Source organism: Ruegeria sp. YKSD179, assembly GCF_059612885.1.
In genome coordinates this window covers 83,288-108,178 of sequence record NZ_JBXWRL010000008.1, presented here as the reverse complement: position 1 = coordinate 108,178, position 24,891 = coordinate 83,288, and the positions used below count along the sequence as shown (strand labels likewise).

General features: G+C 52.1%; 23 protein-coding genes and 1 tRNA gene. 9 read left to right on the top strand and 15 right to left on the bottom strand.

The genetic code is table 11. From position 1 onward, the window contains the following. Nucleotides 1–8: 8 nt before the first annotated feature. Entirely contained in the window at nt 9–1,379 is a 1,371-nt protein-coding gene (locus AC2FNE_RS06940; RefSeq protein ID WP_170480590.1) for a class II 3-deoxy-7-phosphoheptulonate synthase, read from the bottom strand. A gap of 169 nt (nt 1,380–1,548) precedes the next feature. Between AC2FNE_RS06940 and AC2FNE_RS06935 the strand changes: the two genes are divergently transcribed. Then, complete coding sequence (locus AC2FNE_RS06935; RefSeq protein WP_496805028.1) at nt 1,549–2,553, top strand: GlxA family transcriptional regulator; 1,005 nt, start codon at nt 1,549–1,551, stop codon at nt 2,551–2,553. Here the strand turns inward: AC2FNE_RS06935 and AC2FNE_RS06930 are convergent. Beyond that, on the bottom strand, nt 2,550–3,647 hold the full coding sequence (locus AC2FNE_RS06930; RefSeq protein ID WP_170606973.1) for a PQQ-dependent sugar dehydrogenase: 1,098 nt from the start codon (nt 3,645–3,647) through the stop codon (nt 2,550–2,552). The genes AC2FNE_RS06935 and AC2FNE_RS06930 overlap by 4 nt on opposite strands. A gap of 167 nt (nt 3,648–3,814) precedes the next feature. On the opposite strand from AC2FNE_RS06930, the gene AC2FNE_RS06925 reads away from it, so the two are divergent. From AC2FNE_RS06925 to AC2FNE_RS06900, 6 genes are all read left to right on the top strand, one after another. Then, the gene (locus AC2FNE_RS06925; protein ID WP_170606975.1) at nt 3,815–4,996 is read left to right on the top strand and encodes an ABC transporter substrate-binding protein; all 1,182 of its coding nucleotides are present in this window, start codon (nt 3,815–3,817) and stop codon (nt 4,994–4,996) included. A gap of 124 nt (nt 4,997–5,120) precedes the next feature. Continuing rightward, nucleotides 5,121–5,909, top strand: a complete 789-nt coding sequence (locus tag AC2FNE_RS06920) for an ABC transporter ATP-binding protein (RefSeq protein ID WP_170606977.1) — start codon at nt 5,121–5,123, stop codon at nt 5,907–5,909. Continuing rightward, nucleotides 5,906–6,748, top strand: a complete 843-nt coding sequence (locus AC2FNE_RS06915; protein WP_496805027.1) for an ABC transporter ATP-binding protein — start codon at nt 5,906–5,908, stop codon at nt 6,746–6,748. Before AC2FNE_RS06920 ends, AC2FNE_RS06915 begins: the two co-directional genes overlap by 4 nt. 91 nt (nt 6,749–6,839) lie before the next feature. Then, nucleotides 6,840–7,850: a branched-chain amino acid ABC transporter permease gene (locus AC2FNE_RS06910; RefSeq protein WP_170480603.1), complete on the top strand. Its 1,011-nt coding sequence runs from the start codon at nt 6,840–6,842 to the stop codon at nt 7,848–7,850. Then, nucleotides 7,847–9,217, top strand: a complete 1,371-nt coding sequence (locus AC2FNE_RS06905; RefSeq protein WP_496805026.1) for a branched-chain amino acid ABC transporter permease — start codon at nt 7,847–7,849, stop codon at nt 9,215–9,217. Before AC2FNE_RS06910 ends, AC2FNE_RS06905 begins: the two co-directional genes overlap by 4 nt. Nucleotides 9,218–9,407: 190 nt before the next feature. Then, on the top strand, nt 9,408–9,662 hold the full coding sequence (locus tag AC2FNE_RS06900; protein WP_170480607.1) for a hypothetical protein: 255 nt from the start codon (nt 9,408–9,410) through the stop codon (nt 9,660–9,662). Nucleotides 9,663–9,710: 48 nt separating this feature from the next. On the opposite strand, the gene AC2FNE_RS06895 is transcribed toward AC2FNE_RS06900, so the two are convergent. Next, on the bottom strand, nt 9,711–11,258 hold the full coding sequence (locus AC2FNE_RS06895) for a helicase HerA-like domain-containing protein (protein ID WP_496805025.1): 1,548 nt from the start codon (nt 11,256–11,258) through the stop codon (nt 9,711–9,713). A 445-nt stretch (nt 11,259–11,703) separates the two neighbouring features. On the opposite strand from AC2FNE_RS06895, the gene AC2FNE_RS06890 reads away from it, so the two are divergent. Continuing rightward, nucleotides 11,704–12,318: an invasion associated locus B family protein gene (locus tag AC2FNE_RS06890; protein WP_170480611.1), complete on the top strand. Its 615-nt coding sequence runs from the start codon at nt 11,704–11,706 to the stop codon at nt 12,316–12,318. Nucleotides 12,319–12,371: 53 nt separating this feature from the next. Here the strand turns inward: AC2FNE_RS06890 and AC2FNE_RS06885 are convergent, their stop codons facing one another. The 4 genes from AC2FNE_RS06885 to AC2FNE_RS06870 are packed head-to-tail and all read right to left on the bottom strand — an operon-like array spanning nt 12,372 to nt 16,605. Continuing rightward, on the bottom strand, nt 12,372–13,580 hold the full coding sequence (locus AC2FNE_RS06885; protein ID WP_496805024.1) for a beta-ketoacyl-[acyl-carrier-protein] synthase family protein: 1,209 nt from the start codon (nt 13,578–13,580) through the stop codon (nt 12,372–12,374). Between the two features lie 7 nt (nt 13,581–13,587). After that, nucleotides 13,588–13,845: an acyl carrier protein gene (locus AC2FNE_RS06880; RefSeq protein ID WP_170480615.1), complete on the bottom strand. Its 258-nt coding sequence runs from the start codon at nt 13,843–13,845 to the stop codon at nt 13,588–13,590. A gap of 47 nt (nt 13,846–13,892) precedes the next feature. Beyond that, nucleotides 13,893–14,969 (bottom strand): UDP-3-O-(3-hydroxymyristoyl)glucosamine N-acyltransferase, encoded by a 1,077-nt coding sequence (gene lpxD / locus AC2FNE_RS06875; RefSeq protein ID WP_496805023.1) that lies wholly within the window; start codon nt 14,967–14,969, stop codon nt 13,893–13,895. Between the two features lie 34 nt (nt 14,970–15,003). After that, nucleotides 15,004–16,605, bottom strand: a complete 1,602-nt coding sequence (locus AC2FNE_RS06870) for a L,D-transpeptidase family protein (protein WP_170606987.1) — start codon at nt 16,603–16,605, stop codon at nt 15,004–15,006. Between the two features lie 348 nt (nt 16,606–16,953). Between AC2FNE_RS06870 and mepK the strand changes: the two genes are divergently transcribed. Next, entirely contained in the window at nt 16,954–17,523 is a 570-nt protein-coding gene (gene mepK, locus AC2FNE_RS06865) for a peptidoglycan L,D-endopeptidase MepK (protein ID WP_170480622.1), read from the top strand. Nucleotides 17,524–17,742: 219 nt separating this feature from the next. Here mepK and AC2FNE_RS06860 read toward each other — a convergent pair. The 8 genes from AC2FNE_RS06860 to AC2FNE_RS06825 all read right to left on the bottom strand — a co-directional run bounded on the left by AC2FNE_RS06860 (nt 17,743) and on the right by AC2FNE_RS06825 (nt 24,871). Then, nucleotides 17,743–17,819, bottom strand: a tRNA-Arg gene (locus tag AC2FNE_RS06860). A gap of 77 nt (nt 17,820–17,896) precedes the next feature. After that, nucleotides 17,897–19,117, bottom strand: coding sequence for a cysteine desulfurase (locus AC2FNE_RS06855; RefSeq protein ID WP_170481891.1), 1,221 nt, complete (start codon nt 19,115–19,117; stop codon nt 17,897–17,899). Continuing rightward, nucleotides 19,110–19,703 carry a YIP1 family protein gene (locus AC2FNE_RS06850; RefSeq protein ID WP_170606989.1) on the bottom strand — a complete coding sequence of 198 codons (594 nt, stop codon included), beginning with the start codon at nt 19,701–19,703 and terminating at the stop codon, nt 19,110–19,112. Before AC2FNE_RS06850 ends, AC2FNE_RS06855 begins: the two co-directional genes overlap by 8 nt. Continuing rightward, entirely contained in the window at nt 19,700–20,185 is a 486-nt protein-coding gene (locus AC2FNE_RS06845) for a YIP1 family protein (RefSeq protein WP_496805044.1), read from the bottom strand. Before AC2FNE_RS06845 ends, AC2FNE_RS06850 begins: the two co-directional genes overlap by 4 nt. Continuing rightward, complete coding sequence (gene sufD, locus AC2FNE_RS06840) at nt 20,185–21,465, bottom strand: Fe-S cluster assembly protein SufD (RefSeq protein ID WP_496805022.1); 1,281 nt, start codon at nt 21,463–21,465, stop codon at nt 20,185–20,187. The genes AC2FNE_RS06845 and sufD overlap by 1 nt, the downstream gene beginning before the upstream one ends. Then, nucleotides 21,465–22,220, bottom strand: a complete 756-nt coding sequence (sufC, locus tag AC2FNE_RS06835) for a Fe-S cluster assembly ATPase SufC (RefSeq protein ID WP_170606995.1) — start codon at nt 22,218–22,220, stop codon at nt 21,465–21,467. Before sufC ends, sufD begins: the two co-directional genes overlap by 1 nt. Nucleotides 22,221–22,288: 68 nt before the next feature. Beyond that, nucleotides 22,289–23,809 carry a Fe-S cluster assembly protein SufB gene (sufB, locus tag AC2FNE_RS06830; RefSeq protein ID WP_170481905.1) on the bottom strand — a complete coding sequence of 507 codons (1,521 nt, stop codon included), beginning with the start codon at nt 23,807–23,809 and terminating at the stop codon, nt 22,289–22,291. A gap of 18 nt (nt 23,810–23,827) precedes the next feature. Continuing rightward, complete coding sequence (locus AC2FNE_RS06825; RefSeq protein ID WP_170606997.1) at nt 23,828–24,871, bottom strand: cysteine desulfurase family protein; 1,044 nt, start codon at nt 24,869–24,871, stop codon at nt 23,828–23,830. Nucleotides 24,872–24,891 lie beyond the last annotated feature (20 nt).

Below are 24,891 nucleotides of genomic sequence, written 5' to 3'. Positions count from 1 at the left end.
ACCTGCACTTAGCTCGCGGCGCGTTTAGAGCCATTGCTGCGCAAGTTAGTGAGTTCTTCGGCCACGAGGAACGCCAACTCCAACGACTGCGACGCATTGAGGCGGGGGTCGCATGCCGTGTGATACCGATCCGATAGGTCTTCTTCGGTCACCGCTCGGACACCGCCAGTGCATTCTGTTACGTCCAAACCGGTCATTTCGAAATGTACACCACCCGGCACTGTTCCTTCAGCCTGATGGACGCCAAAGAAATCACGTACCTCACGTAGAACCGAGTCAAACGGTCGCGTTTTATAACCCGTCGCCGATTTGATGGTGTTGCCGTGCATCGGATCACAGACCCAGGTTACCTTCGCGCCTTCTTCTTTAACTGCCTTGATCAGGCGTGGAAGATGCTCGCCAGCTTTTCCTGCACCAAAACGTGCGATCAGCGTCAAACGACCCTCTTCATTGTCCGGGTTCAGCTTGGACATCAAAATCTTCAGGTCCTCGGCGGTAGTAGTAGGTCCGCACTTCAATCCAATTGGGTTCAAAACGCCGCGACAAAATTCGACATGAGCGCCATCAGGCTGCCGGGTACGGTCACCGATCCAAATCATATGACCTGACCCAGCCAACCAATTTCCCGAAGTCGAATCCAACCGCGTCAGGGCTTCTTCATATTCCAGAAGCAACCCTTCGTGGCTTGTGTAGAACTCGACGGTCGAAAATTCATGTGTGGTGTCTGCAGTGATTCCCGCGGCATCCATGAAATCGATGGTGTCTTGAATTCGATCTGCTATTTCAGAATATTTTTGTACATCCTGTTCGTCGGTGAAACCCAGAGTCCAAGAATGCACGCGGTTCATGTCTGCAAAACCGCCTGTTGAAAACGCGCGCAACAAGTTCAGCGTTGCGGCCGCCTGCGTATACGCTTGCAGCATCTTAGCTGGGTTCGGAACTCGAGCTTCTGGCGTAAAAGCCAGCTCATTAATAATGTCGCCGCGATAGCTGGGTAGTTCTACACCATCCACAACCTCGGTTGGCGCACTGCGTGGCTTGGCAAACTGACCCGCCATACGGCCAACTTTAACCACAGGGACTTTTGCCCCATAGGTAAGAACCATCGCCATTTGCAGCATCACCTTAAAGGTGTCGCGGATAGCATCCGCACTAAATTGGTCAAAACTCTCGGCACAGTCTCCGCCTTGCAACAAGAAAGCCTCGCCACGGCCAGCGGCGCCCAAATGCTGCTTGAGGCGTCGTGCCTCACCCGCAAAAACCAGCGGGGGATACTGCGAAAGCTGAGCCTCGACTTTGGCCAGCGCGGCCGCATCGGTATACTCGGGCATCTGAACACGGGGCTTGTTGCGCCAGTTCGATTTTTGCCACTCGGTCATAGCTTTGATCTCCGCTGAGGTAATTCAGGGTGTCTCTATACAAAAAGCTGCGAAGAGTGACCATATCCCTTTTGCGCCTCTTGACGCCGCAAATAAGCTTTGAGCATGGTTGCGGGCAGACCAGCCGCCGCCAAATTCACGGCGCGCTCCGAATCAAGGACAGTTCGCCATGCAAGAGCAACGCCAAGTTGTCACTGTGGACAGCAACACTGACAAGCCAAAAAACTTTGTGTTTGTTTTGTTGGAGAAGTTTTCGCTTCTGTCTTTTGCATCGGCTTTGGACAGCTTGCGCATTGCAAACCGAATGGCCAACCGCGAGCTTTATACCTGGCAATTGGCCGCCGAAGGTGGCGAAACTGTCAAATGTTCGGCAGGCACGACGTTCACCGTCGATTGCGATCTCGTCGAACTACAGCGTGACGACGTAATTCTGATTTGTGGTGGCGTTGACGTGCAGGCCGCCACCACCAAGCGTATTCTGAACTGGATACGACGCGAAGCACGCAAGGGTCTTAGGATCGGCGGTCTATGCACAGCAACTTATACCTTGGCCAAAGCCGGGCTGCTGGAAGGCAAACGTGCGACAATACATTGGGAAAACTCAGACAGTTTTGCTGAAGAGTTTGACACTGTAGAACTTACGAAGTCTGTGTTTCAGATCGACGGAAATCGAATGACCACCGCTGGCGGAACCTCATCCATTGACTTGATGCTAAAGCTAATTGCGGACGATTACGGCGAGGATTTGGCCAACGCGGTGGCAGATCAGATGATCTATTCCTCTATTCGAACTGACCAGGACACACAGCGTCTGTCCACGCCAACTCGAATTGGTGTTCGCCACCCCAAGCTCAGCCAAGTCATTCTCATGATGGAAAAGAATATCGAAGAGCCGATTTCCCCTTCTATCCTGGCCAAGGATGTAGGAATGTCGACCAGACAGCTTGAAAGGTTGTTCCGTCGTTACCTCAGCCGCTCGCCCAAGAGGTATTATATGGAATTGCGTCTGCATAAGGCACGAAATCTACTTATGCAGACGGATATGAGCGTCATAAACGTGGCACTGGCCTGCGGTTTTGCCAGTCCGTCGCATTTTTCGAAATGCTACCGTGCACACTACAACACTACGCCATATCGCGAGCGTGGAGCGCAAAGCGGAAGGTTATCTGTCTAACTCGCTGGCACCATCCGGTATATCGCGCCCTGCCCGACAGAAATAAACCAAATTGAACCGTCTGGTGCCTCTACTATATCCCTGACGCGCTCGGTTTCCGGGCCTTTGATCTGCTCGACCTCTCGCAAATTGGATCCTGACAGCCGGGCGATATAATCGAATTTGAGCGATCCCACGAACAGATTGCCTCGCCACTCTGGCCACAATTTGCCCGAGTAAACCATTAAGCCGGACGGCGCTATTGATGGATCCCAATAGTGTTCGGGTTGTTCCATCCCCGGCTTAGATGTGCCTTCGCCGATTTTGTCGCCGGAATAGTGGACACCGTAGGAAATTACCGGCCATCCATAATTTGCGCCCGGCTTGATCCGGTTCACCTCGTCTCCACCGCGCGCGCCGTGCTCGGACAGCCAGAGGTTTCCCCGCCCGTCAAGGCCAGCTCCCTGAGGATTTCGATGACCATAGCTCCAGATTTCAGGTCGTATATCTGATTGACCGACAAATGGATTATTCGCTGGCACCGTTCCATCGCGATTTATGCGGATAACTGTACCCATATGATTTGACCTGTTTTGAGCCTGCGGTCTGTCACCGCGATCTCCAATCGTTACGAACAGTTTCCCGTCTGGAGCTTCAACGACCCGTGATCCGAAATGGCGCCCGCCGCTACCGCCGGGAACAGCTTCAAAAATCACGCGTAAATTTGTAAGGCGATCACCAGATTCTGACAGACGAGCAACAGCCAAAGCCGTTCCTGCACCTCCTTTTTGTGGTTTGGAAAAAGTCAGAAAAATCTCGCGGGTTCGTTGGAAGTTTTTTGCCACAGTAACATCAAGCAAACCGCCCTGCCCGTTCGCGGCGACTTTTGGCGCTCCTTTCACGCGCCGTGCCTTGCCTTTGCTGACGTACAGCAAGTCTCCATCCCGTTCCGTTACGAGGAACGATCCATCCGGCAAAATCCCGACTGCCCAAGGTGTGTCCAGACCTTCTGCCACCTTTGAAACTTGTACGGGGCCGGCTGAAGTTTGCAAAACATCGGCGCTGAGCGATCCAGCCCAAAGGCAAAGAAATACCGTTGCAAGGAATTTGGACATGATGCCGCTCCATCATTTGACACGTGACAGCGGGAACAACCGCTATCCCGATAAAACAGATAGGTTCCTAATCAGAGAAAACACAGTTTCGTTAGTACTTTTCTTTTTCCGATAGCTTGCCTAGGGTCTTGCTCAGAACAAAAAAGTTCAAAACAGGGAGTAACCAAATGAAAAAGCTGCTTACTGCAACTGCAGCAACCGCATTGCTGGCCGGTTCGGCCATGGCCGAGGATGTCACGCTTGGCGTTCTCTTCGGTTTTACCGGCCCGATTGAATCACTTTCTCCAGCCATGGGAACTGGTGCCGAACTGGCGATGGCCGAAGTAACGGAGTCCGGCAAACTTTTGGATGGCGCCACCGTCACAAGCATGCGCGCAGACACCGGCTGTATTGACAACGGATTGGCAACAGCGAACGGCGAACGCATGATCGCGGAAGGTGTCGCAGGCATCATCGGGGGCGATTGCTCGGGTGTTACCGGTGCAATACTTCAGAACGTGGCGATACCAAACGGCATGGTCATGATTTCACCCTCAGCCACATCACCTGGTCTGTCGACCATGGAAGATAACGGCCTGTTTTTCCGCACGGCACCGTCGGACGCACGTGAAGGTCAGGTCATGGCCGACATCCTGCAGGATCGCGGGATCAATTCGATCGCGTTGACTTATACAAACAATGACTACGGCAAGGGTTTGGCTGACGCTATTCAAACGTCTTTTGAAGCTGTCGGTGGTGAAGTCACGATTGTTGCTGCCCACGAGGATGGCAAAGCGGACTATTCAGCAGAAGTTGGCGCTCTTGCGTCTGCAGGCGGCGACATTCTTGTTGTTGCAGGTTATCTTGATCAGGGCGGACTGGGCATCATTCAATCAGCGTTGGATAGCGGAGCTTTTGACACATTCGGATTGCCCGGCGGTATGATCGGTGACTCGTTGCCAGCCAACGTCGGCCCCGACCTCAATGGATCGTTCGGTCAGATTGCTGGTTCGGGTGGCGAAGGCGCAGAGAAATACTTCGCTATGGCCGAAGCCGCGGGATTTGACGGTTCATCGCCGTACTCACCGGAATCTTATGATGCAGCAGCGCTTTTCATGCTGGCAATGCAAGCGGCGGGTTCGACAAACCCAGCGGACTATGTCGGCAAAGTGCTGGAGGTTGCGAACGAACCCGGCGAAAAGATTTATCCGGGTGAACTGGCCAAGGGTCTAGAACTACTGGCTGCCGGACAAGACATCGATTATGTCGGTGCATCTGGAGTCGAATTAATCGGCCCCGGTGAAAGTGCTGGCTCCTACCGTGAGATCGAAGTGACAGACGGTGAAAACAAGACCGTTAACTTCCGTTGATCCCATTCAAATATGTATATAGCAATCAGCCCGGGCCTTGCTCCCGGGCTGATTCAATGAAAAAAGACTGCACTTTTTGGGGATGGAACAAAAACAACGCCGACAACGGCGGCTAGGGGATAAGATGATCGTCGTTGAAGACGTGCATAAGCATTTCGGCGGTTTCCACGCAGTGGACGGGGCGACACTGGAGATCGAAAAGGGCTCGATCACGGGCCTAATCGGGCCGAACGGAGCCGGCAAAACAACGCTGTTTAATGTCATCGCCGGGGTGCTGCCGCCCACAAGCGGCAAAGTGTTTATGGATGGCGAAGATATTACCGGCTTGCCTCCGCACGACCTGTTTCACAAGGGCTTGCTGCGCACGTTCCAGATCGCGCATGAATTTTCGTCGATGACTTGTCGGGAGAACCTCATGATGGTTCCTGGCGCGCAATCGGGTGAGTCACTTTGGAATACTTGGTTCGGACGCAAACGTATTGCTGACGAAGAACGCGCTTTGCAGGCCAAAGCTGACGAAGTGCTGGAATTTCTGACAATCGAGCATCTGGCCGATCACAAGGCCGGTCAAGTTTCTGGCGGGCAAAAGAAGTTGCTGGAACTGGGTCGCACCATGATGGTTGACGCCAAAATCGTATTTCTGGATGAGGTCGGCGCAGGCGTGAACCGCACTCTGCTGATGACAATTGCAGACACGATCCTGCGTCTTAACAAGGAACGCGGTTATACTTTTGTGGTCATCGAGCATGACATGGATTTTATCGGAAAAATCTGCGACCCCGTCATCTGCATGGCCGAAGGCAGAGTACTGGCCGAGGGCACGTTAGATGAAATCAAGGCGAACGAACACGTGATCGAAGCCTATTTAGGTACAGGTCTGAAAAATAAAGACAAGCTGGAGGCCCATACATGAGCCGCAGCTCTAGTGACAACCCTTATCACGATGATAAGGGCAACAAGGACGCCTCGATCACCAACAAGGCCGGGATCGGAACCATGACGCCCGCGTACAAAAAAAGCGGGCCTGTCACCAAGGTCGACGGTGGACCCTTTTTAATCGGCGATACTATGACAGGCGGCTACGGCAAGGGGCCAGATATACTTCACGACTGCACGATTGCGGTCGACAAAGGGGAAATTGCGGTCATTGTCGGCCCGAACGGAGCAGGCAAATCTACTGCGATGAAAGCTGTTTTCGGAATGCTGGATGTTCGCGCCGGATCTGTGCGGCTGGACGGTGAGGATATAACATCGCTCACCCCGCAAGACCGCGTTATTAAAGGCATGGGTTTCGTACCGCAGACCCAGAACATTTTTACCTCGATGACCGTCGAAGAAAATCTGGAAATGGGCGCATTCATTCGCCGGGACGACATCTCTGAAACGATGGAACAAGTTTTTGAGCTGTTCTCGATCCTGCGCGAAAAGCGTAATCAAACTGCTGGGGAGTTGTCGGGGGGCCAGCGCCAACAAGTCGCCGTCGGCCGTGCACTGATGACCCAGCCCAAGGTTCTAATGTTGGACGAGCCGACCGCTGGCGTATCCCCTATTGTTATGGACGAGCTGTTCGACCGGATTATCGAAGTTTCGCGTACAGGTTTGCCGATTCTAATGGTCGAACAAAATGCCCGCCAAGCACTTGAAATCGCAGACAAAGGCTATGTGCTTGTGCAAGGGCGCAACGCCTACACTGGTACAGGCAAGGAATTGTTGGCCGATCCGGAAGTGCGCAAGAGCTTTTTGGGGGGATAAGAATGCTTGCAGAAGAAAACTCTATTGTCTTCACATGTATCACCCTAAGGACAAGACTGGCAGGTTATGTTGAACGGGGGGTGCAAATCTGATGGACTTCCTCAACGCCCTTGTCGCGCTCTCCAACTTTGTCATCGTTCCCGCGATTGCCTATGGCAGTCAACTGGCGCTGGGTGCGCTCGGAGTCACGCTGATTTACGGCATTTTGCGGTTTTCGAACTTTGCGCATGGTGACACGATGGCCTTTGGCGCGATGATCGCAGTTTTGGTCACTTGGGGATTCCAAGCAGCCGGAATTGGTTTTGGGCCCCTTCCCACGGCGCTGTTGGCTTTGCCTTTTGCCATCTTGGGTTGCATCGTTTTGGTTCTTATCACAGACCGAATTGTTTATCGCTTCTACCGCGAACAAAAGGCTAAGCCCGTGATACTGGTGATCGTCTCGATGGGCGTCATGTTCATCATGAATGGGCTCGTGCGTTTCATCATCGGTCCTGATGATCAAAGGTTTTCCGACGGCGCCAGATTTCTGATTTCTGCGAGAGATTTCAAAGCCATAACTGGCTTACGCGAAGGCCTTGCAATCAAAACGTCTCAGGGAATTACTGTCATCGTGGCTGTGGTTGCAGTTGCTTTGTTGTTCTGGTTTTTGAACAAAACGCGCACTGGAAAATCCATGCGCGCCTATTCAGATAACGAAGATTTGGCGCTGCTATCCGGTATCAACCCTGAACGGGTCGTGATGATAACTTGGATAATAGTCGCAGCGCTGGCAACGACTGCTGGAGTACTGTATGGGCTTGATAAAAGCTTTAAGCCGTTTGTCTATTTTCAACTCCTGCTACCAATCTTCGCTTCGGCTATAGTAGGAGGATTGGGCAACCCAATAGGCGCAATCGCAGGCGGCTTTATTATTGCATTTTCAGAAGTAACAATCACCTACGCGTGGAAGAAGGTACTCACTTATCTGGCACCAGAGAGTTTGGAGCCGTCAGGATTGGTTCAATTGCTGTCTACCGATTACAAGTTCGCTGTTAGTTTTGTGATCCTGCTGATCGTTCTTCTGTTCAAGCCTACAGGCCTGTTTAAAGGAAAAGCGGTATGAGCGAGACGACTAAAAACGCGTTTCTGTTCGCGATCGTCGGCGCGCTTATTCTTGTTACAGGCGTGCTTCAAGGATGGAATGCTGCAATCCTCATTCTAAACATGGGTTTGATCTCGGCCATCATGTCAATCGGAGTGAACCTTCAATGGGGATTTGCTGGTTTGTTCAACGTGGGTGTCATGGGTTTCGTCGCTTTAGGTGGCTTGGCCGTGGTCCTTGTATCGACACCGCCTACACCAGGAGCCTGGGCTGCAGGAGGCTATGGCGTAGTTCTGTCTCTTTTGCTCGGCGCCGCAACTGTTGTCGCTGCGGTCATGATTGCCAAAAAAGTTCCAAAGGGTCGTGCACAGACACTTTCAATTATTGGGGTTCTCGTCGTCGGTTTCTTTGTTTATCGGGCGATTTTTGATCCCAGCATTGCTGCAGTTGAAGCTATTAATCCAGCAGTTGAAGGTAATTTAGGTGGGATGAACCTACCCGTACTTTTTGCCTGGCCTGCAGGAGGCTTGTTAGCGGCGGGGGCTGCTTGGCTGATTGGAAAAACGGCGTTGGGTCTACGGTCGGACTACTTGGCTATTGCGACACTTGGTATTGCCGAAATCATCATCGCGGTCCTAAAAAACGAAGATTGGTTGGCGCGTGGCGTCAAGAATGTCTATGGAATACCACGCCCGACACCCATTGTGGGTTACGAAGTAGATCTTCAGCAGGATCCGGATTTCATCGCCCGGGCAGAATGGTTGGGGCTGGACCCGGTGACGGCGTCGACCTTGTCAGTAAAGCTGGGTTATTCGCTGCTTTTCGCAGTTATTTTGGTAATTTTACTGTGGATGGCCCAGATGGCGCTGCGCAGTCCTTGGGGCCGGATGATGCGCGCGATCCGCGACAATGAAGTCGCCGCCGAAGCCATGGGTAAGGATGTAACCCGCCGCCACTTGCAGATTTTTGTACTGGGTTCAGCAATCTGCGGAATAGCCGGCGCAATGATGACGACGTTAGATGGACAGCTTACGCCCGGAGCCTATCAACCGCTGCGCTTTACGTTTTTGGTTTGGGTAATGGTTATCGTTGGCGGATCGGGGAACAATTTCGGTGCTGTCCTCGGGGCTTTCGTCATCTGGTTCCTTTGGGTGCAGGTCGAGCCGATGGGCACGTATGCCGCAACTTTGATGCAAAACGGGTCAGCGTCACTGCAAGCTTCCCTTTCCGAGAACTCGTCTAGTCTGTTGCAATCCATCGCTTCTGGTCTTGTTTTAATGAGCGACCACATTCAAGCGAATGTTCAGCACATGCGGATGCTTACAATGGGTTTGATTTTGCTGATTGTACTTAGGTTCAATCCAAAAGGCCTGATCCCGGAAAAATAGTCCTGACCAAGAGGTTAAAATCGCACACCGCGCTGTAAACACGGTGCGGTTTCTTGCACGAAAGGTTAAAATTTTATAAACGCTTTCTCTACTGCTCACGCGAGAGAACAAATCGGATCATCATGTATGGATTGATTGGACGATTTGGAGCAAATCGAGTGACAACGATTACTGAAGGTTGGTGACTGAAATGAATATCCCATATAAATTCGCTACCCTGACAGTTCCGTTAGTTGCCGTTTTATCCGGGTGCATACCGACACCCGAAGACCTTGAAACCACACCGGTCACGGTTCAGACCCCCAAAGGCGAAGTTACCTGTCAGCTCTATCGTCAAGACCGTGTCTCGTGGGACCGGGCAATCAATTTTCCTGCGACAAAGATGTCAGTGCCCGAGGCGGATGCATATTGCAGGCAAGAAGGCCAGCGTAGACTTAAAAATTAGTTTCTTGTCTTGCGCTGAATTTCTGTGGCGCTGACACCAATCCTTGACTTATCGGTTTTTGAACAAACTTCCCAGAATTCCTCGAACCATGCGCCGTCCGGTCGTTCCTTTTAGTTCTTTTATGACCGCCTCGCTCATCGCAGACGCAAACGTGTCTTTTTTTCGCGTCTTGCGCGCAGTTGACCGACCAACACGGCTACCGGAATAACGTCTGGCGGCGCTAAACTCTCGTTCCATTGGTGATTGGTTTTCAATGACTTCGTCTGCTTCGGCTTGTTCAGCGGCTTTTGCAGCGGCACTCGCGCGGGCTTGAAGAATTTCGTAGGCTGATTTTCGATCTACTGGGATTTTGTACTTGCCCGCCATTTCGGAAGCGGCCATCAGAGCCTTGCGTTCACTTGCGCTAATCGGCCCCAATTGCGATCCCGGCGGTCGAATAAGGGTACGTTCGACAATACCTGGCACCCCTTTTTTTTCGAGTAGCGAAGTCACCGCCTCTCCCACGCCTACCTCGCGAATGGCCGTTTCTGTGTCAAAACTCGGGTTTTCCCGATAGGTTTCGGCGGCCAACCGCAAATTTTTGCGATCCTTTGCGGTAAAGGCACGCAAAGCGTGCTGAACTCGATTACCAAGCTGTCCCAAGATATCCTCGGGAATATCAGCCGGATTTTGTGAGATGAAATAAACGCCCACGCCTTTAGAGCGGATAAGGCGCGCAACCTGTTCGACCTTGTCGACAAGAATCTTGGGCGCATCATCGAACAGCAAGTGAGCTTCGTCAAAAAAGAATACCAGTTTGGGCTTGTCTGGATCACCAACCTCCGGCAATTCCTCAAACAATTCGCTAAGCAGCCAAAGCAGGAAAGTGGCGTAGAGCCTGGGTGCTCCCATCAGCTTGTCCGAAGCAAGGATATTCACCATGCCCTGACCGATTTCGTCTTTGCGCATCAGGTCGGACAAATCCAGTGCGGGTTCACCAAAAAGATTTTTACCGCCCTGATTTTCCAGAACTAGCAAGCGCCGCTGAATGGCACCAATGGAGGCGGTTGAAACATTGCCGTACCGAAGCGATAGTTCCTCGCGGTTTTGGCCGATCCAAACCAGCAGAGATTGCAAGTCCTTGAGATCCAAGAGCGGCATCCCTTCTTCGTCTGCTACCCGGAAGGCAATATTCAAGATACCCTCTTGTGCCTCGCTCAACTCCAGCAGGCGTGACAACAACAGCGGTCCCATCTCGGTTACTGTAGTGCGGACTGGGTGCCCTTGGTCACCAAACAAATCCCAGAAAGTCACAGGGCAGGCAGCGTAGCTAAACGTGTCGAACCCGATCCGAGCAGCGCGTTCAGAAAAAGCCTGATGCAGTTTGTGCTCGTCACTACCGGCAAGAGCCAACCCGGAAAGGTCACCTTTGACGTCGGACAAAAAAACAGGAACTCCGGCCTGCGAGAAGCCTTCGGCCAAAATCTGAAGTGTCACTGTTTTACCGGTACCGGTCGCCCCGGCAATCAGCCCGTGTCGATTGGCATAGTTCAAAGCCAATCCTTGTGGCTGACTGTAATCTGCTCCCGCGCCGCCTAAAAAGACCTTATCGTTCATTGATAACTCGCCCCTGCTTTCACCGATCTTTCCAAAGCATATAAAGTTAACCTTTAAGTGCGATAGTCAATCTGCTTTCCATGTGGGTTTTCTGCGGGGAAGCAAACTTCCTCCCTGTCGACTGGCCGTGCCTTAGGGCACGGCTTTTTTAGGTTTCGACTGCTTATCACCCGATTCAGATCACTTTTTTACGTTAACAGTTGACCACCGGGTTCCCCTCTCGTAACGTCGCGCCATAACTAAGTCGGCCAGTCCGACGGGGAGAAACCAAACAAAAAGGGAGCCGATCAAACGGCTCCCTTTTTTGTTGGGCGGGATCGGCAAAAAATTGACGAATTAGGCGAAAATACGATCAATTTCAGATGTTCTAGTCGGATTAAACCTGACACGGCAAGGTTGGGATGCTAGATGGAAAAAAAAGCTGGATCAGCACAACGAGGCATTCATGATCAGGAAACTTGTTCCACTAAACCTGTTGGCAGCCACCCTTTGCTGTGGCGCAGTGTTCGCCCAGGAAACAACTGAAGCGCAGCCGACGGAATCACCACAAGCTGACAGTGGGCAAACAGCCCAAGGCGATCTGGATTTAGGCGAAACTGGCCCGCGTATTGGTGAGCAATACGTCGAAAAACAATCTGGCGACTGGGAAGTATCCTGCATAAAGACTGAAAGCGGCGATGATCCTTGTGCGTTGCGCCAAATTCTAACGGGCCAACAGGGCCAACCGATTGCTGAAGTTACTATCGAGAAGTTACCAGAAGGAATCGCAGCGGTTGCCGCCGCAACGGTTATCGTCCCTCTGGAAACCCATATCCCGTCGCAACTTGCTGTTTCTGTCGATGGCGCCCCTGGCAAACGCTACAACTATCACCACTGCAACCCAGTTGGATGTATCGCTCAACTCGGATTTACCGAAGGCGATGTGGATGCAATGAAGGGCGGCAACAAAGCGATTTTGTCGATTGTGTCGGTTCTTGCGCCCAACCAGGTTTTGGAAATCGAAATGTCGCTGGCAGGATTTACATCCGGGTTCGATGGCTTGACCCCGAACCAAAACTAATCTTCGATCGAATTGTCGAACACCGCCGTTTTGAATTCGGCGGTGTTTCGTTGTCAAACTCGTTTAAGCGCAAGAACCGCGTTTAGGCCACCAAACGCGAATGCATTGCTAAGCGCCACGTCAACACTTGCTTCTCTCGCCTCATTCGGCACCACGTCCAGAGCGCATTCTGGGTCCGGTTCCTCATATCCGATAGTGGGCGCAATAACACCATCACGCACAGCCATGATACACGCCAACAGCTCGACTGCTCCGGTTCCACCGATCAAATGACCATGCATAGATTTGGTCGAAGAGATCATTAGTTCATCCGCGTGCTGACCAAAGACATCGGCAACTGCCGAACACTCGGTTTTATCGTTCGCAGTGGTTCCTGTTCCATGTGCGTTTATGTAGCCAACATCACTAGCGTTCAGACGTGCGTCTGACAAAGCGCCTGCCATAGCGCGCGAGGCGCCTTGTTTGCTGGGCATTACGATGTCGGATGCGTCCGAGGACATGGCAAAACCAACGACTTCGCAAAGAATATCAGCACCTCTAGCACGGGCATGTTCGAATTCTTCAAACACGAAAATACCCGCACCTTCGCCTTGCACCATGCCATTCCTGTTTGCGCTGAAAGGGCGACATGCATCCTTGGACATAACACGCAGGCCTTCCCAGGCTTTAACCCCGCCAAAGCATAGCATCGATTCAGATCCACCAGTGACCATTGTTGGTGCGGCACCACTGCGAACCATTTGAAATGCCATCGCCATCGCATGATTCGAAGATGCGCAAGCTGTCGAAACGGTGAAACTTGGCCCTTTTAGGTTATACTCCATTGAGACATGGCTGGCTGCGGCGTTGTTCATTAACTTTGGAACGACAAAAGGATGCACCCTGTTTTTTCCGTCCTCATAGACCGACCGATAGTTGTCGTCCCAAGTGGATACACCGCCGCCAGCAGTTCCCAGAACGACTCCGGATCGAGCTGCAAGTTCACCATGGAAAACGAGCCCGGATTGTTCGATAGCCTCTTTGGTTGCCGTCAAGGTAAACTGCGTAAAGCGATCATACAGCGTCATCTGCTGCCGATTGAACCGACCTTCGGCCCCAAAACCGCGAACTTGGCCACCGATTTTTATGGCCAGCCTTTCCACATCGCGAAATTCAAGCTCTGAAATACCACACCGACCTTCGCGCATTGCTTCGAGTGTATCGGGAACCGTGTGGCCCAGCGAGTTGATGGTGCCAGCACCCGTGATGACAACGCGTTTCATGCGAGTGTCAGACCTTTTCCGACACGAGTTTTTCAATTCCCGCGATAATGGCGGAAACATTCGAGATATCGAAGTCGCCGGCAGTTGGCTCATTTGCGTTGAATGGCACGGTGATATCGAATTCTTCCTCGATTGCAAAAATGCTTTCGACCAAACCCAGGCTGTCGATACCTAAATCTTCTAACGTGCTGTCGGGTGTTACATCGGATGGCTCCAGAACGGCCTGCTCTGCAATTATTGCTATGACGCGGTCGCTGATGCTCATGTCGTTCCCCTGATTATCGCGTTGGGGATGATTTAATCACTTGGAGGCTATTTGAAAACAGCCTTTTTGATAGCCGCAACGTCCCGTGCCAACCGCGGCAAACGCCGCTGCGCTTTGTAGATCTCAGTATGAGTTTCCATTTTTACAGCCGGATAACCCATAACAACACGACCAGCAGGCACGTTTGACAATATTTTTGAGCTTCCGCCAGCAATCACACCATCGCCAATAAATACATTGTCCGAAATACCACTCTGCCCACCAATAACCACATTGTTTCCCATTACGACCGAGCCAGAAAGTCCCGACTGACCACACAGCAAACAGTCATTTCCGATCTGCGAATTATGGCCGATATGAACGAGGTTATCCAATTTCGAACCTGTGCCAATAACCGTGTTACGGACCGTTCCGTTATCAATAGTGCAGTTTGCACCAACTTCGACATCATCGCCGATTTCAACTGCGCCTAATGAATGGATTCGCAGCCAGCTCTGGGCCTTGGCGTCACCCTGATCACCCAGTGTTTTACGCGCGATTTCAACACCTGAAACCTCAGGTGTTACAAAGCTGAAACCGTCACCTCCGATGCGTGCACCGGGCTGCGCTATGAACCTATCCCCGATTTGCGACCTTGCTCCGACGCTGACCATTTCACGAAGAAACGCGTCCTGACCGATCGAGGCATCCATACCGATTACGCAATGCGGTCCAATTACGGAACCCATGCCAATTTTTGCCCGTGCTCCGATAACGGACAAAGGACCAATTGAAACACCGTCTTCTATTTCGGCTGTTGGATCAATCACTGCAGAGGGGTGAATGCCTTCCGCGACGCCCTGCCCGCGGTCAAGCATAGCTGTGATACCGGCCATTGCCATGCGAGGACGTTTTACAAAGAGCGCTGCTTCCAAGCCAAACCCGCGCCAATCCGCTCCTTCCCACAGCACTGCCGCACGCGCGGTGCCCGCATTCAAATCCTCGGCATATTTCGGGGCCATTGCCATCGCAAGGTCGGTCGGCCCTGCATCCTTTGGTTCGGCGGCGCGCTGAATTGTAAGATCTGTCTGACCCTCGGCTTCGACGCCAAGCGACTGAGCGATTTGTTGAATGGTGTACTGCATGGCGGGCTTCCTTATTTCAGGATTCGCCCTGTGATTAACCCTGAACGTCTGGCAGGACCACCCCTGCTTTCTGCAACGCGTCCCAGATTTTCTGATCCCGGTTGTAAACGTCGCGACGATACTGAACTTCGCCCCTAGGTCCGATATAGGCCGTGCGGTAAATCAAGTGCACCGGAACTGGTTGCTCCAGCTCGACCTTGGTTTCCTTGCCCGTATTCAGGACACGGTGGAAAAAGGCCTTTGGATCCTCTTCCTGACGGGCCAACAGAGTGTAAGCAAACTCGAAAGGATCGGCCAGTCGAATGCACCCATGTGAGAAAGCTCGAACCTCGCGCGCGAACAAACTTTTCTGAGGTGTATCATGCAGATAGATGTTGTGTTTATTTGGGAACATGAACTTTACAAGACCCAGAGCGTTGCTTTGACTAGGTGGTTGGCGCATTGAAAAGGGAAAATTGCGCGCGGTGAACTGAGTAAAGTCGACAGCCTCACGATTAACCCGGCGCCCGCTGCGATCTGTTATCTGAATATGGCCCACCGCATTTGGGTTCGCACGCAGTTTGGGCAGATACTCCTTAGTTATGATTGAGCGTGGAACGTACCAACTGGGATTGATAACCATATGTTCCATTTGGTCTGAAAACTCGGGGCTGCGGCGATCGTGTGTGTTCTTTCCAATAACAGCTCGGGTTTCAAAGGTCACACGACCATCGTCGACGATCTTGGCTGAGAAATCTGCTTGATTGACCAAAATGTGCCGCTCACCACGCTCTTCCGGCAGCCAACGCTCGCGCTCAAGCGCGACCAAAACGGCCTTAAGGCGGTCCGAAACTGGTCTGTTTAGCTCTGCGATTGTTCCTTGGCCGGCGACCCCATCGGCTTCCAGCCCATGCGCTGTTTGAAATTCATGAACAGCTGCGACAAGCGCATCATCAAACGTGGGGCTGGCGGTCGGCTTTAGGTAACCCATTGCGACAAGCCTGTTGCGCAACCTGACAACGTCAGTTCCTGAGTCCCCGCGTTCCAGTTTGGTATCTGGTACTTTCTGCCCCCATCCGCCTTGGGCAATAAGGTTTTCCAGCAACATCTTCTGCTTCATCAATGCCCGATATTGAGGCGACTGTGGTGCAACTTGATGGATGTATGTATCCCCACCATGGTCTAACAGCGCCTGAAGATGCTCCTTTGACGAAAGGCGGTCCACCTCTCGCACCAAACCGCCATCAATTTGTTCGGGATTAACGGTTCCAGAATGCATGTCTTTAGCATATTTCACAAAAATGCGGCTCAACTCTGCCTCGACCGCCCCGAGATCGCGGGTGGTTTTGGCAGTTTCCATCTTGGCAACTAAACCCTGCGGATCGTATCGCCCATCGGGTAATCCATGCTGATCTGTATTCAACAAAGCCCGCACCAGAGTGGCGCGACGAACCGCGTGCTCAACGTGGTTTCCAACCCAAACGGGCTCATACCCGTTTTGACGATAAAATGCCGCAAGGGCCGGATCCGAAGCCGTGTTTTCCGCCAAAGCCATCTGAAACGCGGTGTTGTCCGTGTCACCGGTGGCGACGGACCCTGAGATCGCAATGCATGCCGCAAGTAAAAATTTGGCAGTAGAACGTAGAACCGATTGCATAGATTGGCCTTGGTTTTTCAATAACTTGAAGGCACTCTAGAAAGCGCCCAAACCTGATACTGTTTGTTTGCTCCGAGGATGTCTATTCACAAATATATCATCGAGCCGCATCTTTGAAAAATTGATGCGTGTTTGCATCTGGTCGACTGATCCTGCCGGAAATATCGGCAAGCCTGTGTCAATTGCGCAAAAATTTGCCGAAAATTCCCCTTGGATTTCGACTAAGCGAAAGACTGCTTGGCTCACGATTCTGGCTGTGTCATAAAATCCGCGTCTGGGATGGGAAAAAATTAAGATCGCGCGCGTAACATCGTGTGCAGGCAGGAACAGTACGGGACGAAACTAGAAATGAGCAAGAGCAGTACATCGGGACTAACCCGGCGTGCCCTATTGGGTGCATTTGCCGCTACAGCCGTTGTCGCGGCACCATCCTACTCAAAAGCAGCTGGTTTTCTTCGCGGCGGTGGCGATATCCGCAGGATTCGGATGTATTCCGGCCGCACGGGCGAACGTATCGACATGGTCTATTGGGTCGATGGTAAGTACATTAAGGACGCCGTGAAAGAAGTTAACCACTTCATGCGCGATTGGCGCAATGATCAGGTTAAAGATATGGACCTGCGCACCATCGACATCATGGCTGCATCGCATAACTTGCTGGATGCAAGTGAGCCTTACATGCTGTTGTCTGGCTACCGTTCGCCTAAAACGAACGCAATGCTTCGTTCACGGTCGCGCGGCGTCGCGCGGAACTCATTGCATGTGAAGGGTCAGGCCGCTGATCTAAGGCTGTCATCCCGTTCGGTTTCTCAAATGGCCAAAGCGGCGATGTCCTGTCGTGCAGGCGGCGTCGGCCAATACTATCGATCAAACTTTGTACATATGGACTGCGGTGACATTCGTACTTGGCGCGGCTGAGCAAGCGATCTGATACTCGCGCTACTTTAAGCAAACTCAGTACTGTGCGATTGAGTATGGCGTATTCGCACCAATTTTCTTGCGCATCTCACTGATCTCAGTTCTGAAACGTACCCCCAAGACTTTTCGCCGCGCAAAAAAATTTAGGCTGCGCTATTCGGCCCCGCTCCAATGTTTTACGTGCATTTCCGAGAAATCGAACAGTCAGTCACAATGAAATGGCGCACCTGAGAGGATTCGAACCTCTGGCCTCTGCCTTCGGAGGGCAGCGCTCTATCCAGCTGAGCTACAGGTGCCTTGGTGGTTAGGTATCTTTCTTCCCAGCGGGGTGCAACTGAAAATACGCGTGCAATCGCTTGGTATCCAACACGGATCAAGCAAAAAGATCATGCGCAAGTTCAAGGGCATCTATAAGCGTGTCAACTTCTTCCGTCGTGTTGTAAAGACCAAAACTCGCCCGGCAGGTCGCGGTCACCCCCAAGAAATCCATTAGCGGTCCAGCACAATGGTGACCAGCGCGAACCGCGACACCTTTTTTGTCCAGTATTGTCGAAACGTCATGCGCGTGCCCTGCCCCATCCAGAGTAAAGCTAAAGATCGCAGCCTTTGTCGGAGTAGAGCCCTGAACCTGTAACCAATTCAAACCAGTCAATCGCTTCATAGCATAATCGCGCAACCCAGCTTCGTGGGACGCGATGGCATCCATCCCAAGATCCATCATGTAATCCAGGGCGGCACCTAGACCAATCGTCTGAACGATCCCCGGTGTTCCGGCTTCAAACTTCATTGGAGGATCATTGTAGACAACTTGATCCTTGGAAACCTCCTTGATCATGTCTCCGCCGCCGATAAAGGGTCGCATTTCGGCCATGCGTTCAGACTTAATGTAGATCGCTCCAGATCCCGACGGCCCATAAAGTTTATGTCCGGTAATAGCATAGAAATCACATCCGATATCCGGCAAGTCGACTGGCATGTGAACCGCGCCTTGGCTGCCATCTACCAAAACGGGAACTCCCTTGGCGTGCGCTCCTTGCGTGACCGCTTTGACATCTACAACGGTTCCCAAAACGTTCGAACAGTGAGTTACCGCGACAAGCTTGGTCCGCGGTCCTATCGCATCAATCACTGCCTGCGGATCGAGATACCCATTGGCGTCAACATCGACCCACTTCAGCACAACGCCTTGTCTTTCACGCAGAAAATGCCAAGGCACGATATTCGCGTGGTGCTCCATAACGCTCAAAACGATTTCGTCACCAGCTTGAAGTCTGGGCATCGCCCAACCATAGGCAACCAAGTTGATCCCTTCCGTCGTGCCAGAGTTCAGAACGATTTCATTCTCATCCCTGACCCCAAGAAAACGGGCAATTGTTCCGCGAACGGACTCATATTTTTCAGTGGCCAAATTCGACAAATAGTGCAGACCACGGTGTACGTTTGAATATTCATATGAGTAAGCCTGTGTAATTGCGTCAATAACCACCTGAGGCTTCTGAGCTGATGCTCCGTTATCGAGATATGTCAACGGCTTACCGTTCACCTCTCGAGACAGAATTGGAAAATCGGTTCGAACTTTTTGAACATCATACATAAGCCGGAGTTCCCAACATTGGCCCCCCAACAAGGGACAACAGAACGATTACAATTACAGCAATTGCAAGCGCAGATAGAACCAAAACACCCAACGCTTTGAGCGGCGATCCAAAGCGATGCGCCTGATCAATGAAATGCACGACGACGTACAGCATGAATAGCGCGGCTGCGAATGCCAAAACTGCGAAAAGGCCCGGCATAATCAACATAAGGATCAAGCTGAATACCTGAACCAATACCCTGAAGAATTGCATCCAAACCATAAGGATCATTACGTCTTCAAATGACCCTGTTCCGCCCAACAAGCGACCAACCTGATAAACTGCCGCGATACTAAGTAACAGGCTGCCACCAGCAAGCACGACATAAAGCACTAATGATCCAGCCAGGGCTTGCAGATCGGGGTCCTGCAGCGGAGCAAGCATGTTCGAAACGACATGCACCAAGCTGTTCAGCACAATAGCAAGAGCGAGCCCGAGCCACAGTGTTTCACGATTGAGTTTTAGTGCCAAAAGCTGACGAGCAGCCTCGGCAGGGTTCGTTACTGTGGTCATCACCAACGCACGCAAGGAAATACCAGTCATGCGGAACTACCTTCTGCCCGGATAAGTCCAGATATCCAAAACCACATAAACACGCCAAACCACACTAGGCCCGTCATAGTTTGCGTGGGACCCGGGTCAATAAAACCGGCAACCAGGCCGTTCAGCAAAATCAAAGGAGAAGAAGCGAGCAGCGCCCAGAACAACGACAACCGCGCGCCGAACCAATTCCCACTGCCCCCGAATATTCGTGCCACAAGATGCGTAAGCCCAGCCAGGAAATACAGAACCAGCGGCATACAAATCACCCAAGCGAACAGACTGCCTGCCAACAACGCATTCAGTTCTTGACCGGAAATATGAGCTTCGCGCGCAAGACGTGGCGTATCGGCCACAAAAACGATCGCGCAGGCTATCATGGCGATTGCTAGCGCCCTGTCCTCGCGCGGACCCATGTCTAAAAGACGACGCACGACGCGACCCGGACCGCGATACATGGCCACGATATCCCGCGTAACTGGCATCAGCGGCGACGCGCCAGCCAATCTTTCAACCTTGACACTATAACGTCAGCCAGATCTTCATCCTCGATCTCCTCGACCGCTTCGGCGAGGAACGCAAGTGTCAACATATCAGTGGCATCTTCGGTCGGTACTCCGCGTGACCGCAGGTAGAAAAGAGCGGTTTCATCGATTGCGCCCGAAGTTGAACCATGCGAACAAGCGACGTCGTCGGCATAAATCTCTAACTCAGGTTTAGCCAGGAATTGACTGTCATCGTCTAACAGAAGCGATTGGCTGATTTGATAGCCATCTGTTTTCTGTGCGCCTTCTTTGACCAGAATCTTACCTTGGAAAACGCCGGTGGCGCCGTTGCGAAGCACTTTCTTGAAAACTTGCCTGCTTTCGCAATTCACCGCGTCGTGAGTGATAAAGACTGTGTCATCGTGATGAAAATCTCCGTCGCCAACACAGGCGCCCGAAACATGAGCAACTGCATCATCTCCGGTCAGTTCGACAACTTGTTCATTGCGGGTCAAAACGCCGTTTACGGTTAGTGTAAACGACTTGTAGACCGCTTCACTCCCCATGCGAGTGAACATGTGCGTCGCGGCCCGGCGCTGATGGTCACGGCCCTGTGCGCGGATATGATGCAGCGTCCCACCATCGGCGATGTCAATCTCCATGCATTTATTGAAACGCGAGGCGGCGGGCCCGTTCTCAAGAATTGTTACCTCAGCATCAGTTTCTACCCGCACAATGTGGTGCAGAATGGCATCTGAGGTTTCAGACTCGTGCCTGTAGATCAGGCTGATCGGTTTCGAAGGATTACCTGTTACATGGATAGCCACACCGTCGGTTGCAAATGCTGTATTCAACGCAGCCAAAGGACGCTTTACAGGTTTTTGACCCCTTGCTTCAAGTACGCCGTATAACTCCTTTGCCCAATGGATATCTTTGCAGCAGATATCTTCCAGCCGATCGATCTTGACGCCTTCTAATTCCAGTTCATCCGATGCATCAGGGCTGAAAACACCGTCAACGAAAACGATCTTCAGCCTATCGAACTCACTGAACAGCATGGGTTCGTCATTGTGAAACACCGCAGCTGGCGGCGCTTCTGCAGAAACCAAAGTATCTGGTCGCGTGTATTTCCAGTACTCATCCCGACGGCCAGGCAATCCCATTTCCCGCACGCGGGACAAAGCGGCCTCGCGCGCTTTGCGGGTACAACCGGCGTCAGGCATTGTCAGCGATGTCAGCCGCTCTTCCGTTGCAGTCTGATTTGGTTGTGGCAAAGCCATCAGTTCACCTCTGCCAAAATGTCGCCATAGCCATTGTGCTCAACTTCCAGCGCCAGTTCCGGGCCACCAGATTTAACGATCTGGCCATCGGCCATGATATGCACCACATCGGGTTTGATGTGATCCAACAGGCGTTGGTAGTGCGTGATCACCAAAAAGCTGCGCCCTTCATCACGTAATGCGTTCACTCCTTCAGAAACCAGTTTCATTGCATCGACGTCGAGACCTGAATCCGTTTCGTCAAGAATGCACATCTTCGGTTCCAGCATTGCCATCTGAAGGATTTCGTTGCGCTTTTTCTCGCCTCCAGAAAATCCGACGTTGACAGGGCGTTTGAGCATATCAGCATCGATCTTTAATGCTTTTGCTTTTGCCCGGATGTCTTTCAGAAACTCCGCTGCCGACAACTCCTCTTCACCCCGCGCTTTTCGTTGGGCGTTCACGGCGGTGCGCAGGAAAGTCATGTTGCCTACACCAGGAATTTCAACCGGGTATTGAAACGCCAGAAACAGGCCTGCTGCTGCACGCTCTTCTGGCTCCAATTCCAGCAAATCATCACCGTCCAAGGTGGCAGAGCCCTGCGTCACCTCATATCCGTCCCTACCTGACAGAACGTAGCTGAGTGTGGATTTGCCCGAGCCATTCGGGCCCATAATCGCATGAACTTTCCCGGCCTCGACTTTCAGATCGACACCTTTGAGGATTTCTTTTTCCTCTTCCTCAAGTTTGACGTGCAGGTTGTTGATTTCCAGCATTTTTTGCCCTTTTTGAGTATCGCAAGGGGCCACTCGGCCCCGATATATTGGTATCGGCAAGTGAGGCGTTAACCCACTGAACCTTCGAGGCTAATTGCAACCAGTTGCTGTGCTTCCATCGCAAATTCCATCGGCAGCGCCTGCAGGACATCTTTGCAAAAGCCATTTACAACAAGTGCCACAGCCTCTTCTTCGTCCATGCCACGCTGACGGCAATAAAAAAGCTGATCGTCGTCGACCTTGGACGTTGTGGCTTCATGTTCAACACGCGATGAATTGTTACGCACTTCGATGTAAGGCACTGTGTGCGCACCACATTTGTCGCCGATCAACAGGCTGTCGCACTGCGTGTAATTCCGTGAATTCTTGGCCTTAGGGTGCATCGAAACAAGTCCGCGATAGGTATTCTGAGCCTTGCCAGCGCTGATGCCTTTGGAAACAATCCGCGACTTTGTATTCTTGCCCAGATGCACCATCTTGGTGCCGGTATCGGCCTGCTGCATGTTGTTGGTGATGGCGATCGAGTAGAACTCACCCTGGCTGTCATCGCCGCGCAGGATGCAAGAAGGGTACTTCCAGGTAACAGCAGAACCTGTTTCAACTTGCGTCCACATCACCTTGGACCTGTCACCCCGGCAATCGGCCCGTTTGGTCACAAAGTTATAGATGCCACCTTTGCCGTTCTCGTCGCCCGGGAACCAGTTCTGAACGGTCGAGTACTTAACCTCGGCGTCTTCTTCGACGATGATCTCTACCACAGCTGCGTGCAACTGCGCTGTATCACGCTGCGGAGCCGTGCACCCCTCAAGATAAGACACGTAAGAGCCTTTATCAGCAATGATCAACGTGCGTTCGAATTGACCTGTATTTTCTGCATTTATGCGGAAATAAGTGCTCAGCTCCATCGGACAGCGAACGCCCGGCGGAACGTATACGAACGACCCATCCGAAAACACCGCTGAGTTCAGCGTTGCATAGAAGTTGTCAGATACCGGGACTACCGTACCCAAGTACTTTTTGACCAAATCCGGGTGTTCCTTAATCGCCTCAGATATAGAGCAAAAGATGACGCCCGCCTTTTTCAGCTCTTCTTGGAAGGTCGTGCCAACTGAGACCGAGTCAAACACTGCATCAACGGCTACCTTACGCCCTTCGGCGGGCATGTTTTCAGCCCCTTCCACGCCGGCCAAAATCATCTGTTCTTTCAGAGGGATACCAAGCTTTTCGTAAGTGGCCAGAAGTTTCGGGTCAACCTCATCCAGTGACTTCGGCTTCACTTCCATCGACTTCGGCCGGGCATAGTAATACTGATCCTGGAAATCGATTTTTGGGTAGTGCACCATTGCCCAAGTCGGCTCATCGATTTTGGTCCAACGTTCAAACGCTGCCAAACGCCATTCGGTCATCCATTCAGGTTCTTCATTTTTCTCGGAAATCAGCCGGACTATATCTGGGTTCACGCCCTTGGGCGCATATTCCATTTCGATATCAGTGTCCCAGCCATACTTATAGGTTCCGACTTCGCGAACCGCGTCAACGGTTTCCTGATCGACACCCTCTTTTACCTGGGTCTGGTCCAAGGCGGCCATTAGATACCCTCCGTCAGATCACGCGGCTCGCGCGCGATGCTTTTTCTCTTTTTCCAGCCACGTTTCCGCGAAACGAAGCACATTTTCTTCGGTCGTCTCAGGGCCCAGCGACACGCGAATCGCGCTGGCTGCAATCCCCTCGTCAAAACCCATTGCAGTCAATACCGCACTGGCGCGGACCTTACCACTTGAACACGCCGAGCCTGCGCTAATCGCGAACCCCGACAAATCCATCTGCATAACCTGCGTTTCGCCTTTCCATCCGGGTGTGGCAAAACACGATGTGTTCGGCAGACGATCCTGATCTTTCCCGACAAAAATAGTCGCTTGTGACCCGGCCTCAAGGGCCTTTTCTAGAATATTTCTAAATTCTGCAACCCTTTGCCATACACCATTTGCCAAATCTCGTGCCGATGCCTCCGCCGCGGCGCCGAATCCGGCAATCCCGACAACGTTTTCGGTTCCAGATCGACGGCCCATTTCTTGCCCGCCGCCCTTTATTTGTGGGGCAAGGTCTGTGCCGCGTTTCATCACGATTGCACCAATTCCTTTAGGACCGCCAAGCTTATGCGCGGAAATCAGTGCAATTTGCGCGCCCAACCAGTTGAAGGCGATCGGCAACTTGCCAAATGCCTGGGTCGCATCTGTAACGGCAAGCCCGTTAGGTAAATTCTGAACAATTCCTGTTTCGGAATTTGCCAACTGCAATGTGGAATTTATGGGATCGTCAATTGTCACGATACCGCTGGAGGAAACGGGTAAAACCTCATCAGTCCATGCCCTTACCGCGTCATGTTCAATTGCAGCACTTTGCAGTTGCCGCCCTTGCAGCGCCAAGGCGGCCGCTTCAGTTGCCCCGGAAGTGAAAACAACGTCAGCACCATCGGCGCCAAAAGCATTAGCAATCTGTGCCCTGGCTTTTTCCACCAAGGATTTCGCAGCTCTTCCCTCGGCATGAACGGATGATGGGTTTCCAACAAAATCCATTGCTTGAATCATCGCCGCCCTTGCCTCGGATCTTAGTGGAGCAGCCGCATTATGATCCAGATAAACACGTTTCATGAATGCATCTTTTCTTGAAT

Excerpts from the sequence above, each read along its gene's own strand:
- AC2FNE_RS06925 (WP_170606975.1), top strand. The coding sequence starts at position 3,815 with ATGAAAAAGCTGCTTACTGCAACTGCAGCAACCGCATTGCTGGCCGGT.
- AC2FNE_RS06910 (WP_170480603.1), top strand. The coding sequence starts at position 6,840 with ATGGACTTCCTCAACGCCCTTGTCGCGCTCTCCAACTTTGTCATCGTT.
- mepK (WP_170480622.1), top strand. The coding sequence starts at position 16,954 with ATGAGCAAGAGCAGTACATCGGGACTAACCCGGCGTGCCCTATTGGGT.
- sufC (WP_170606995.1), bottom strand. The coding sequence starts at position 22,220 with ATGCTGGAAATCAACAACCTGCACGTCAAACTTGAGGAAGAGGAAAAA.
- sufB (WP_170481905.1), bottom strand. The coding sequence starts at position 23,809 with ATGGCCGCCTTGGACCAGACCCAGGTAAAAGAGGGTGTCGATCAGGAA.
- AC2FNE_RS06930 (WP_170606973.1), bottom strand. The coding sequence starts at position 3,647 with ATGTCCAAATTCCTTGCAACGGTATTTCTTTGCCTTTGGGCTGGATCG.
- AC2FNE_RS06915 (WP_496805027.1), top strand. The coding sequence starts at position 5,906 with ATGAGCCGCAGCTCTAGTGACAACCCTTATCACGATGATAAGGGCAAC.
- AC2FNE_RS06870 (WP_170606987.1), bottom strand. The coding sequence starts at position 16,605 with ATGCAATCGGTTCTACGTTCTACTGCCAAATTTTTACTTGCGGCATGC.
- AC2FNE_RS06940 (WP_170480590.1), bottom strand. The coding sequence starts at position 1,379 with ATGACCGAGTGGCAAAAATCGAACTGGCGCAACAAGCCCCGTGTTCAG.
- AC2FNE_RS06900 (WP_170480607.1), top strand. The coding sequence starts at position 9,408 with ATGAATATCCCATATAAATTCGCTACCCTGACAGTTCCGTTAGTTGCC.
- AC2FNE_RS06890 (WP_170480611.1), top strand. The coding sequence starts at position 11,704 with ATGATCAGGAAACTTGTTCCACTAAACCTGTTGGCAGCCACCCTTTGC.
- AC2FNE_RS06845 (WP_496805044.1), bottom strand. The coding sequence starts at position 20,185 with ATGCCAGTTACGCGGGATATCGTGGCCATGTATCGCGGTCCGGGTCGC.
- AC2FNE_RS06920 (WP_170606977.1), top strand. The coding sequence starts at position 5,121 with ATGATCGTCGTTGAAGACGTGCATAAGCATTTCGGCGGTTTCCACGCA.
- lpxD (WP_496805023.1), bottom strand. The coding sequence starts at position 14,969 with ATGCAGTACACCATTCAACAAATCGCTCAGTCGCTTGGCGTCGAAGCC.
- sufD (WP_496805022.1), bottom strand. The coding sequence starts at position 21,465 with ATGGCTTTGCCACAACCAAATCAGACTGCAACGGAAGAGCGGCTGACA.
- AC2FNE_RS06895 (WP_496805025.1), bottom strand. The coding sequence starts at position 11,258 with ATGAACGATAAGGTCTTTTTAGGCGGCGCGGGAGCAGATTACAGTCAG.
- AC2FNE_RS06855 (WP_170481891.1), bottom strand. The coding sequence starts at position 19,117 with ATGTATGATGTTCAAAAAGTTCGAACCGATTTTCCAATTCTGTCTCGA.
- AC2FNE_RS06850 (WP_170606989.1), bottom strand. The coding sequence starts at position 19,703 with ATGACTGGTATTTCCTTGCGTGCGTTGGTGATGACCACAGTAACGAAC.
- AC2FNE_RS06880 (WP_170480615.1), bottom strand. The coding sequence starts at position 13,845 with ATGAGCATCAGCGACCGCGTCATAGCAATAATTGCAGAGCAGGCCGTT.
- AC2FNE_RS06885 (WP_496805024.1), bottom strand. The coding sequence starts at position 13,580 with ATGAAACGCGTTGTCATCACGGGTGCTGGCACCATCAACTCGCTGGGC.
- AC2FNE_RS06825 (WP_170606997.1), bottom strand. The coding sequence starts at position 24,871 with ATGAAACGTGTTTATCTGGATCATAATGCGGCTGCTCCACTAAGATCC.
- AC2FNE_RS06905 (WP_496805026.1), top strand. The coding sequence starts at position 7,847 with ATGAGCGAGACGACTAAAAACGCGTTTCTGTTCGCGATCGTCGGCGCG.
- AC2FNE_RS06935 (WP_496805028.1), top strand. The coding sequence starts at position 1,549 with ATGCAAGAGCAACGCCAAGTTGTCACTGTGGACAGCAACACTGACAAG.